Origin of the sequence: Mucilaginibacter sp. (genome assembly GCF_039921305.1) — a bacterium.
Lineage (GTDB): Bacteria > Bacteroidota > Bacteroidia > Sphingobacteriales > Sphingobacteriaceae > Mucilaginibacter.
This window is the reverse complement of the sequence record NZ_JBDSCA010000072.1, coordinates 60,320-72,327: the sequence shown is the minus strand read 5'-3', so window position 1 is coordinate 72,327 and position 12,008 is coordinate 60,320. Positions and strand designations below refer to the sequence as shown.

Annotated in this window: 8 protein-coding genes; 4 read left to right on the top strand and 4 right to left on the bottom strand. The window is 44.5% G+C overall.

Going from position 1 to position 12,008, the window contains the following annotated elements; translation table 11 throughout:
- The first annotated feature begins 115 nt into the window (after positions 1-115).
- The 3 genes from ABIN91_RS20480 to ABIN91_RS20470 all read left to right on the top strand — a co-directional run bounded on the left by ABIN91_RS20480 (position 116) and on the right by ABIN91_RS20470 (position 1,835).
- Positions 116-511 carry a hypothetical protein gene (locus tag ABIN91_RS20480; RefSeq protein ID WP_348053402.1) on the top strand — a complete coding sequence of 132 codons (396 nt, stop codon included), beginning with the start codon at positions 116-118 and terminating at the stop codon, positions 509-511.
- A 110-nt stretch (positions 512-621) separates the two neighbouring features.
- The gene (locus ABIN91_RS20475) at positions 622-1,266 is read left to right on the top strand and encodes a porin family protein (protein ID WP_348053400.1); all 645 of its coding nucleotides are present in this window, start codon (positions 622-624) and stop codon (positions 1,264-1,266) included.
- A 140-nt stretch (positions 1,267-1,406) separates the two neighbouring features.
- A complete protein-coding gene (locus ABIN91_RS20470; protein ID WP_348053398.1) occupies positions 1,407-1,835 on the top strand; it encodes a hypothetical protein in 429 nt (142 codons plus the stop codon).
- Between the two features lie 72 nt (positions 1,836-1,907).
- Here the strand turns inward: ABIN91_RS20470 and ABIN91_RS20465 are convergent, their stop codons facing one another.
- From ABIN91_RS20465 to ABIN91_RS20450, 4 genes are all read right to left on the bottom strand, one after another.
- Complete coding sequence (locus ABIN91_RS20465; RefSeq protein WP_348053396.1) at positions 1,908-5,222, bottom strand: vitamin B12-dependent ribonucleotide reductase; 3,315 nt, start codon at positions 5,220-5,222, stop codon at positions 1,908-1,910.
- A gap of 356 nt (positions 5,223-5,578) precedes the next feature.
- Entirely contained in the window at positions 5,579-7,234 is a 1,656-nt protein-coding gene (locus tag ABIN91_RS20460; RefSeq protein ID WP_348053394.1) for an exosporium protein, read from the bottom strand.
- Between the two features lie 471 nt (positions 7,235-7,705).
- Positions 7,706-8,467, bottom strand: a complete 762-nt coding sequence (locus ABIN91_RS20455; RefSeq protein ID WP_348053392.1) for a phosphosulfolactate synthase — start codon at positions 8,465-8,467, stop codon at positions 7,706-7,708.
- Between the two features lie 119 nt (positions 8,468-8,586).
- Positions 8,587-9,990, bottom strand: coding sequence for a tetratricopeptide repeat protein (locus ABIN91_RS20450; protein ID WP_348053390.1), 1,404 nt, complete (start codon positions 9,988-9,990; stop codon positions 8,587-8,589).
- A 255-nt stretch (positions 9,991-10,245) separates the two neighbouring features.
- Here ABIN91_RS20450 and ABIN91_RS20445 point away from each other — a divergent pair, with 255 nt between their 5' ends.
- Complete coding sequence (locus tag ABIN91_RS20445) at positions 10,246-11,787, top strand: aldehyde dehydrogenase family protein (RefSeq protein WP_348053388.1); 1,542 nt, start codon at positions 10,246-10,248, stop codon at positions 11,785-11,787.
- Positions 11,788-12,008 lie beyond the last annotated feature (221 nt).

Below are 12,008 nucleotides of genomic sequence, written 5' to 3'. Positions count from 1 at the left end.
ATTACTATAGCAAGCCGCCGGGCAAATTGTTTTAAGCCCGTGTAATTATTTTTTAACACCCTGTTGGCACACTTTAAAGCTGTATATTTAAACTATAAACCTTAATCAAAACCACATGAACTGGAAACTCATTATTCAATTATCCATGTTTGGCCTTATTATGGCCTTCGGAACTATTTCTTTAATTCCCGAAAAGGTAGAATTTATATTCTGGGTAGTGATATTTGCTGTAGTAGCATATATTATTGCTAAAGTGTGCACCGGTAAATACTTTGCGCATGGCTTTTTTGTGAGCATATTTAACAGTATTTATCTTACAGCTACACATACTATTTTTCTTACTTCGTACAATGCCCATCACCCTGATATGGCTAAGATGATGCCAAAGGATAACCATACTATTTTATTTATGATCCTGATCGGTATAGCTTCTGGAATAGGGTTCGGGGTATTCCAGGGCTTGTTCGCTTTTATCGCATCAAAGCTGGTTAAACCAAAAGTGTCATTATAACAATACTATCAAACGGAAATATTTTTGAGAAATGCAATGAGTATTGTTAAATAAATTCTTTTATGTTTTGGTATAATATTGTTATAATTACGGCAAATAACCTTATCACAATGAAAAAAACCTTACTATTACTTAGCTTATCGCTGTCAATAAGCTTAACCTACGCGCAAACAAAATTTGGCGTTATTGCGGGTCTTAACCTGGCAAGTATTTCAAGCACATCAAGCGGTTCATCCATTTCAAGTTCAAGCCTTGCTGGCTTTCATGTTGGTGCTTTTGCCGATTTTGAATTGAGTAAATCTGTATCCATCCAGCCAGGTGTGTTGTTTTCGCTTAAAGGAGGCAGTGACGAGTCTACCCAAAGTAGCGGTTCGTATAGCGTTCATGCTACTGATAAACTTACCCTTAATTATGTAGAGATACCGGTAAATATTTTTTACCATATACCTGTAAGTATTGGCAAAATTTTTCTGGGTGGTGGGCCATATGTTGCCTTGGGTTTATCTGGTAAAGAAAAAGTTACTTATACAGGTTCGGTAAGTGGAAACGCTGAAGCGAATGTTACATTTGGCAGCAATTCTGGCGATGTTAAAAACCCTGATTTTGGTTTAAATCTTGGTGCAGGCATTGCTCTTCAAAACAACTTGTTGTTTAAAGTGGGTTACGGAATAGGAATAGCTAACTTATCAAACACAAGTGGTACAACAAGCCATAATAATGTGTTTGGTATTTCGGTGGGATATTCCTTTAGGTAATCATACTTTATTTTTAATCTTTAAAAGGGAGAAAACATGTGTTTTCTCCCTTTTGTTTTTATAAACTTTAATTAAAAACACAATTTTGTTTTTACCACGTTATATAGTTAGATAAGAATTGTTTAACTAATTATAATATTATGAAAACGTTCATCCCTACCACACAGTTCGCGGCTGCAGATTACTTAGGTAGTGCCGCTTTATTTGTTTCGCCCTGGGTATTTGGTTTTGCCCATTCAAGCGGCGCGGCATCGCTTATCCCCATGTATATGGGGGGCATTTTATTATTGATGGCCACGTTTGCTGATAATAAATTGGGTTTGTTTAAATCGTTGCCTAATCAAATGCACATGGTGATATTGATGTTCTCGGGCTTCTTCCTGATGGTATCACCATGGTTATTCAACTTTGCTGATGTTACCTTTTTACCCACTTTGCTTTTTGGCGCGTTGTTTATGGTATTATCCATCTTCACCCAAAACTCACCATTTTTAACCAGCCCACACCGCGCAGTGCGCGAAGCCGGTATCCAGTCGTTAGATGCTAACGAAGGCCGGTTGATGGTTTAATATTTCAACAAAAAGCCCCCGAAGAAACGGGGGCTTCATACTTAGGTATATAATTGGTCAGGGATTTAGGGGTTATGAACAGCCCATGCTATTACCACAATTGAGGCATTTGTAGCACGTGCCCGATCGTAATGTAGTGTGGCCGCACACGCTGCAAGCAGGTGCATCGCTTTGAACACCCATGCTCAAATCAACACTATACTGTTTTTGAGCTCCGTTGCTGGTCGCTGGGTTTGCGGGTTGATAAATATTGCTTTCGTCGGTATTAAAGTCTTCGTCGCCCATTTGCGGGTTGCCGGTGATGGCGTTTTGCTCGGTGATGACATGCACCAGGTCGGTACGGTTTTGGTATTCGTAACCCAGCATCCTGAAGATGTAATCAATAATAGAAGTTGAGCTTTTGATATTAGCATGGCCTACCACCATACCGGCTGGTTCAAAACGGGTAAAGGTGAATTTTTCTACATATTCTTCAAGCGGTACGCCATATTGCAGGCCTACCGAAACGGCTATGGCAAAGCAGTTCATCAATGAGCGGAAGGTTGCGCCTTCTTTGTGCATATCCACAAATATTTCGCCCAGGGTGCCATCCTCATACTCGCCTGTGCGAACGAATACGGTTTGGCCATCAATGCTGGCTTTTTGAGTAAAACCACGGCGTTTAAATGGCAGGCTCTTCTTCTGTACCACGCGCGATAGCTGGCGCATAAAACTGGTATCTTTTGAACGCTCCATAATTGCTATGGCCGCTTCCAGAACCTGATCGGGGGTTAGGTCGCTTAGTTTAACGTTAGCGGCGTTGCCCAGTACTTCTTCTACAGTATCCAGTTTCTCGTCGGATACTTCTTCTTTTTGATCTGATTTGGTTGATAACGGTTGCGATAGTTTGCAGCCGTCCCTGTAAAGGGCATTGGCTTTGAGGCCCAGTTGCCATGATAGTTCGTAACAATCTTTGATCTCGTCAACCTGAGCTTCATTAGGCAGGTTGATGGTTTTTGAGATGGCTCCGGATAAGAATGGTTGTGCGGCGGCCATCATTTTAATATGGCCGTGGGCGTGAATATAGCGCTCGCCTTTGGTGCCGCATTTATTGGCGCAATCAAATATGGGGTAATGCTCTTGTTTTAAAAATGGGGCGCCTTCAATGGTCATGTTGCCACAGATGTGTTCGTTAGCTTCCGCGATCTGTTGTTTGCTGTAGCCGAGGGCGCGGAGCAGGTTAAAATCGGGAGCATTGTATTGCTCGGCGGTTAAGCCTAAACGTTTGAGGCAATCTTCGCCCAGTGTCCAGATGTTGAACGCGAAGCTGATCTCGAAAGCGGATACTACGGCTTTGTCTAATTTTTCCAGTTCGTTATCGGTTAAGCCTTTTGCTTTGAGCGAATCCAGGTTAACGTGTGGTGCTCCTGCTAAAGTAGCTGTTCCTTTGGCGTAGTTGATAATGGATAACAACTCGTGATCTTTGTAGCCTAAGTTCCTTAAAGCTTCGGGAACGGCTTGATTGATGATCTTGAAGTATCCACCGCCTGATAGTTTTTTAAATTTGACCAGTGCAAAATCTGGTTCGATGCCGGTGGTATCGCAATCCATTACCAGGCCTATAGTTCCGGTTGGGGCAATTACGGTGGTTTGGGCATTGCGGTAACCATATTTTTCGCCCATTTCTACGGCCTTATCCCAGGCATTACAGGCGGCTGATAACAGGTAATCCGGACAATATTTTTGATCGATTCCCGGCGGGTGAATTTCCAGCGCGTCATAATTTTCAGTTGAATTGTAGGCCGCGTAGCGGTGGTTTCGCATTACGCGGAGCATATGCTTTTTGTTCTCTTTGTATTTGCTGAAGGTGCCTAACTCGCGGGCCATTTCGGCGGAGGTGGCGTAAGCGGTACCCGTCATAATAGCGGTTATTGCTCCGCCAATGGCGCGGGCCTTATCGCTATCGTAAGGGATGCCGTTCACCATCAGGGCCGAACCTAAATTGGCGTAGCCTAAACCAAGCGTGCGGTAATCATAAGATAATTGCGCTACATCTTTAGACGGGAACTGCGCCATTAGTACAGATATCTCTAATACAATGGTCCAAATGCGGCAGGTGTGTTCAAAGGCTTTTACATTAAATACACGGGTATCGGCATCAAAATAATGGGCAAGGTTTATGGAGGCCAGGTTACAAGCCGTATTATCCAAAAACATATACTCCGAACATGGATTAGACGCATTAATGCGGCCACCCTCGGGGCAGGTGTGCCACTCGTTAATGGTGCTGTCGAATTGTACTCCCGGATCGGCGCAAGCCCAGGCCGCGAAAGCGATATCGTCCCATAGTTTTTGTGAGGGTACGGATTTGATCACCCGGCCATTCATGCGGCTGATCAGGTCCCACTGTTTGCCACCTTTTAACGCGTGAAAAAAGTTATTAGGGATACGAACTGAGTTGTTTGAGTTTTGACCGGACACGGTGCGGTAAGCTTCGCCTTCGTAATCAGATGAATAGCCTGCGGCAATTAGCGCGGCTACCTTTTTTTCTTCTTCAACTTTCCAGTTTACAAAGCCTTCTATTTCGGGGTGGTCCAGATCTAAACAAACCATTTTAGCGGCACGGCGGGTTGTTCCGCCAGATTTGATGGCTCCGGCTGCCCTGTCGCCTATTTTGAGGAAGGACATTAAACCTGATGAATAGCCACCGCCAGAGAGCTTTTCGCTTTCGCCACGAATTTTGCTGAAATTGGTGCCTACGCCTGAGCCGTATTTAAAAATACGTGCCTCGCGAACCCAAAGGTCCATAATACCACCCTCGTTAACCAAATCATCATCTACAGATAGAATGAAACAGGCATGCGGTTGCGGGCGCTCGTAGGCAGATGTCGATTTTTCAAGTTTTTCGGTAACCGGGTCAACATAATAATGGCCCTGCGGTTTACCGGTTATACCGTATGAGGTATGCAAACCTGTGTTAAACCATTGCGGTGAGTTTGGAGCTGCAAGCTGACCAACCAGGGTATAAACCAATTCATCGTAAAATATATCGGCATCTTTTGCTGATGCGAAGTAGCCATAACGTTGGCCCCAGTCTTTCCAGCAGTTGGCCATGCGGTGGGCAACCTGTTTAATGCTTTTTTCGGAACCGGTAGTACCATCGGGTTGTGGTACGCCGGCTTTGCGGAAGTATTTTTGAGCTAAGATATCTGTTGCCACCTGCGACCAGGCCGCTGGCACCTCAACATCGTTCATTTCAAAAACAGCATCGCCAGATGGGTTACGGATAACAGATGTGCGCTTTTCGTAAGTGAATTGATCATATACGGTGGTACCTTCTTTACTAAAATACCTGTCGAGTTTTAGTCCTTTAGCAGCGCTTGTCTTTTTTGTATCTTTTTTGCTCATATCTGCATGTATTAGATAGTGTTGAACGATGGGTAAAACTTAAGGGGTTTTAAAACGAATTTATCTATCTCGATAATCTGATACTATTCAGAGTTTTCAACATTGTGTTAAGTAGTCACATCATAATTAGTCAAAGCCACTTAAATTATTAGAACAGAATGGCTTATAGCTGTTGAAAACTATAAAACCGCGAAAATGATCCTAGTCATTTTTGATTAACGCGTTATGGCGCTCAGGAAACCCATGGGGCATTAAATGGTGATATGCTTAATTGCAAGCCCCTGGGTAGGAGCGTGAAAGTAAAACGCCCCGCAGTTAGTGCAGGGCGTTTTTGAAGTGTTGCAGGCTGGCAGCTATTAGTTAAACCTGTACCAAGCTGTAGCGCTATACTTAATTATCTTAAATGAAGCCAGAGTTGACGTTGTAGAAAATGAAGTCCCAGTGGTTGAAATGTCTACCGATGAAGCAAATTCCCTGGCATAGAATGATGTAACACCACCCATAGTCAATGTTACGGTTGCCGTGGCGTTACCGCTCCCCACAAAAGCTACCGTAACAACGTCGCCCACGCTGTAATTGCTTGAAGACGGTAGCGTAAGGTTTACGCTAAAACTGGTGCCGGTACCGGCACGGTCAATAATAAAGAATTTGGTGGTTGTGTTTGCGCTAAAATCGGCTGTAATGCTGCCTGAGGTACTGTTCACAGCCACCACCGGCGCACCATAGCTTCCGTTAGATCCGGTAGCACCCGTACTCCCGGTGGAGCCAGTAGATCCGGTTATTCCTGTACTCCCGGTAGGCCCTGTGGCACCAATATCACCGGTACTTCCGGTAGCACCAGTCGTGCCCGTTATTCCTGTGTTGCCCGTCGCTCCGGTAGCACCCGCTATTCCTGTATCGCCCGTTGGACCTGTCGCTCCGGTTGAACCAGTGGCACCTGTTGCCCCGATAGCACCCGTGATTCCAGTATTCCCTGTTGATCCTGTGAAACCAGTGGCACCTGTTGCCCCGATAACACCCGTGATTCCAGTATTCCCCGTTGCGCCGGTTGCTCCTGTCGCGCCAGTTAGGCCGTTTGTTCCATTGTTACCTGTCGCACCGGTTGCTCCTGTCGCGCCAGTTACGCCGTTTGTTCCATTGTTACCTGTGGCACCGGTCGATCCTGTCGCACCAGTAACACCGTTCGTTCCATTGTTACCGGTAGTACCGGTTGCTCCTGTGGCACCAGTTAGGCCGTTCGTTCCATTGTTACCTGTGGCACCGGTCGATCCTGTCGCGCCAGTTAGGCCGTTTGTTCCATTGTTACCTGTGGCACCGGTTGATCCTGTGGCACCAGTTACGCCGTTTGTTCCATTGTTACCTGTTGCACCGGTTGATCCTGTGGCACCAGTTAGGCCGTTCGTTCCATTGTTACCTGTGGCACCGGTTGATCCTGTGGCACCAGTTGGGCCGTTTGTTCCGTTGTTACCCGTTGCACCGGTTGATCCTGTCGGACCAGTAACACCGTTCGTTCCGTTGTTACCCGTTGCACCGGTTGCTCCTGTCGCACCTACTATTCCTTGTATACCACTTGCTCCTTGCGGGCCTGTAGCGCCCGTAGCTCCTTTGGCGCCGCCCGGGTTAAATGAATATATAGCGTAAGGAACACTTAACAGTTTCGAAACCCCCATTACCATAAAACCTGAACCCAAGTCAACTTCTGTCTGGATATATTTTTGAGCGCTGGCCCAATTAATTGTAGTAAAAGTACCTACCGTAGCAGTACCACTACCCACCTCTAAACCAAATAATCCGAACTGATCGGTGGTTACATTTTGGACTTCCTGATACTCAATTGTGCCTCCTGGTGTTGCTGTACGTATGGATAATCTAATATTAAGTGCCCGGTTCACCAGCAACCCACCGTTGGCGCCACGAGCAACGGCCTGGTACCTAAATGCCTGAGATTGAGCCAAAGCACCAGTACAAAAAGCAAATACGGTTATAAATAGAATGAGTAGTTTTTTTTTCATGTATTACTTTTAATATTTTAATTGGCTAGCTTATTATATGGGACTTAGCGTCATCGTTTATTTGGTAGAAAACATGTCCAAATTAAATACGTGACACAAGACATCGATAAAAGCTAAAAAAAATCAGGCATGGTTATAGACTCCAAGGTGATGATAATAAATGGAATGCTTTAACTTCTGTCTAAATATATTTTTATAAATAAAACTGTTATTATAAATAAAAATATATCTGTTTAATAGTGCTGGAGATACTTAACTCTGTTTTATTAGGGCAGCATATTTAGGCAGTGGCAAAGTAGATGTTCAGAAAGGATATGGTATAAACAAAAAAGGCTCCCGATTTTAGATCGGGAGCCTTTACTATTATGGTTTATTATTCAACTACAGTTACTTTTAGCCTGTTTGTTTTTTATTTGTCTGACGATATCTAACCCCGGATGGGATTTTAAGGGGACGGTAAAATCCCGAAAACTACAGATTAATAAAATGGTCGAAAGTGTCGCTTCTTAATCCTAAACGTAAAGTTTCTAATGGGATCATATCTGCTGGTGCAATATTGCCTAAGTTCACATTCGCGCCAAGTAATTTGATAAACCAAACCTGCTGCGCTTTTTGAGGTGCTTCCCAGATGATGGTTTCCTGTGGGATCTGGGTTAATATTTCGTCAACCAAACCCTGGCGTACCTCTCCGGAATCGCGGTAGATACCTACATTACCACTTTCGCGGGCTTCGGCAATTACTTTCCATGACCCGGCTTCAATTTCGGCGTTCATCAGTTTGATCCATTTATAAGGCGCGAATATCTTTTGAACATCTTTAGAGCCAACTTCGGATATCACGGTGATCTGTTCACTCAGTTTGCGGATGTATTCGCATTTTACATCGTGCTCAATGGTGATGGAGCCATCGGATACTTCGCAGAATTCCATTTTATACTTATCCAGGATGCGCCGGTAATCATCAAACTGGTTGCGGACGATGAAGGCTTCAAACAAAGTACCACCGAAATATACCGGCAGGTTGGCATCACGATAGATCTGTAGTTTTTCTTCAAGCTTAGGCGTAACAAACGATGTTGCCCAACCCAACTTGATAATATCCGAATGCGGGCCGCCTACCTCTATAAAATCTTCGGCCTGGCGGCAGCTTAGGCCTTTATCCATAACCATGGTTAAGCCATTGGTACGGGGTTTAACTTCGCGCGCAGGTAGATCGTTCAGATGATAATTCATGAAAAGTATTTCAATTATAATTTTTTGATATAGCCTATAACAAATTGTTCTAAAAGCAAAGGTCATAAAAAATCCGGAACTATAAAAATTCCGGATCGTAAAATTTGTGTTAATACTGGTTACTTGGTGTATCTGTTTATGATATCGATGATCACCTTATTTTCCTGCAATTGCGGCAGGTAATCAAACAAGATATAGTGCTTTTCCGGATCGGCTGTTAAAGCTTGTTCTAAGTAACTCAAGGCCTCGTTCAACTCGCCGCGGGCAAACAAGTAAGCTACCATGCGGTAATATAGCTCGGCCGCGTCAGGGTTGTTCTTGATAGCTTCGGCAATCACTTCGATGGCGCTATCCAAACGTTTTTGCTCATATAATATGGATGAGTAATCTAACCAGGCATCGGTATCCAATGGATTAAGCTCAACCACCTTTTCATAAGCGGATTCGGCTTCAACTAAGTGGCCTAATTTGTACTCGGCATCGGCAATGGCAAACCAGTAATCCGGATTAGTTAGGTCAAGGTCCAAAGCTTTTTTGTAGAAGTGGAGGGCCTCAAAGTAACGTTCTTCAAAATCAAGGGTCACACCAACTCCAAACCAGGCATCGGCCAGTTTGGGGTCCATTTTAACCGATTTTTTGTAGAATGAGCGGGCCTCGTCCATTTGCTCCAGCTTTTCGTAGCACTCGCCAATAGCGCAATAAGTATCGGCGTTGGGTTGCTCGTACTCAAACGTTTGGCGGTAAACTTCAATGGCCTCGGCATATTTTTCGAGGTTAACCAGCGCGTTGCCTTTATTAAAATAAGCTGATGCGAAGCTATCCTTAATTAATATGGCATAATCGTAAGCATCAATTGCCTTTTCAAACAGGGTTAGCTTAGTAAAAGCGTTACCTAAGTTATACCACGCGGCATAGCTGTAAGGCTCATTATCAATATATTGCTGGTAAAACTGCACACTTTCGGCCTGGTTGTCCATCACATCATAACAGAAAGCCAGTTCGTATAAAGCGTCCTGGTTTTCCATATTTTGTTCAAGGCACTGTTTAAGGTAACCTATGGCAGTTTCATAATCGCCCATGTTTTGGTGAACGTATGCTATGTGCAATAGTATCTCGTCAATTTCTTCGGCCATGCCTAAAGCCTTTTCATAATTCTCCAAAGCTTCGGGGTAGCGATCAATACTTTCGTACAAATTACCGCGGATGATGTAGATATCGGCATCAGATGCTTCGAGGGTTTGTGCCCTATCCAGTGAGGCAAAAGCATCGCCAATACGGTTTGTTACCACGTATAGCTGCGCTTGCTTGATCAGGAAAACTGCTGCGAAGGGGTGTTGGGCGCGGGCGTATTCAACTACCTGGAGTGCCTTTACGGGGTCGTTCTTTTCGATGTAGTAGTCGATGATATTTTCAAACGCCTGTGCATCAAAAAAGTACTGATCGTGGTTGCGGATCATCTCTTCGTATCGTTCTACCGAGAACTGTGGGTCCTCAGTAAAATCAAATTCAAATTCTTCTTCCATTCAGTTTTGTTTGCAGAACTTCTGCTTAGCGTTAATTAATTATCGGGGTACTCGTTTTTGTTTGAGTTAAATTAACCATAAAACCGACCAGCTAATAATTTAGTTTTCCACATATCCCCAATTTTGATAGAATTTGAATTTAAGTGCCTGATAGTAAATTGGAAACAATTTTATCGGATATCACATCCGTTGGCACTGCGTGGGGGTAAATGGGCCGGTATATTTATTTAACTTTGTACAAAGTTACTAAAACCTATGGATAACAAAACTCAAACCATACTTAGCAATTTAGGTATAAACGTTACAAACGAAGCTTTTAGTATAGGTAAAACCTGGGGAAGCGAGCCTGATTGCGCTGTAAGCTCTATTTCATCGCCGGTTGACGGGCAAAAAATTGCCGATGTTAAAATGGCCACACCCGCATGTTATGACAAAACGATTGCGAAAGCAACCGAGGCATTTAAGGCATGGCGGGCTATACCCGCGCCTAAACGTGGCGATGTGGTAAGGCAAATTGGCGACCAGTTGCGCGCGCATAAAGATGATCTGGGTTACTTAGTATCCTACGAAATGGGTAAAAGCCTGCAGGAAGGCCGCGGCGAGGTGCAGGAAATGATCGATATCTGCGATTTCGCGGTGGGTTTGAGCCGCCAGTTATATGGTTTAACGATGCACTCGGAAAGGCCGCAACATAGAATGTATGAGCAATATCATCCCTTAGGGATAGTAGGTATTATATCGGCCTTTAACTTCCCGGTAGCGGTTTGGAGTTGGAACGCTATGCTGGGCTGGGTTTGTGGTGATGTTTGCGTTTGGAAACCGTCCGAAAAAACACCGTTAACGGCTATTGCCTGTCAGCATATTGTACAAAAAGTTTTTGAAGCTAATGGTGTGCCCGAAGGTGTATCATGTTTAGTAATTGGCGACCGTGTAATTGGTGAGCTGATGGCTAATGATACCCGCGTGCCTTTAGTATCGGCAACGGGCTCTACCCGGATGGGTAAGGCGGTTAGCGCTGCTGTTGGTGCCCGGTTAGGCAGAAGTTTGCTTGAGCTTGGTGGCAACAATGCCGTGATCATCAGTGAGCACGCTGACCTGAATATTGCTTTAACAGGTGCCGTATTTGGCGCGGTGGGTACTGCCGGGCAGCGTTGTACCACTACCCGTCGCTTAATTATACATAGCAGTATATATGATGCTTTTAAACAGAAATTAGTTAACGCTTACGGACAATTACGCATTGGTAACCCGCTGGACGAAAACAACCATGTTGGGCCGCTGATTGATACCGACGCGGTTAAGGCCTACCTAAAATCGATAGAGGAGTGTAAAGCGCAGGGCGGCAAATTTGCCGTTGAAGGCGGTGTGCTGAATGGCGATGGTTATGAATCGGGTTGTTATGTGAAGCCTTGCATTGCCGAGGTGGAGAATCATTACGCCATTGTTCAGCATGAAACATTCGCGCCTATATTATATCTGATCAAATATAATACCTTGAACGAGGCTATTGATTTGCAGAACGGTGTTCCGCAGGGCTTGTCATCGGCTATAGTAACCAATAACCTGCGTGAGTCGGAAGCATTTTTATCGGCCGCGGGTTCTGATTGTGGGATAGCGAATGTGAATATCGGTACTTCAGGTGCCGAAATTGGCGGAGCTTTTGGTGGTGAGAAAGAAACAGGCGGTGGGCGTGAGTCGGGCTCGGACGCGTGGAAGGTTTATATGCGCAGGCAAACGAATACCATTAATTACTCTACCACTTTGCCGCTGGCGCAGGGGATAAAGTTTGAGTTGTAGACAACAAAGCACAGCCCCCTCCGCCCCCTAAAGGGGGAACTTTTGAAAAGCCAGCGCATACATTGCGCTGGCTTTTTTGGTGTTTTTTTCGTATCTTTATAGAAGTGATCACATTGGAGTTAACTATTGGAAGCGTGAATAATCCTCTTACTATTTCCCCCTTCTTTCAATGATTGAAGGTTTGATTTTTGAAGGGTTGAATATTTTATTTGAAATAAAAC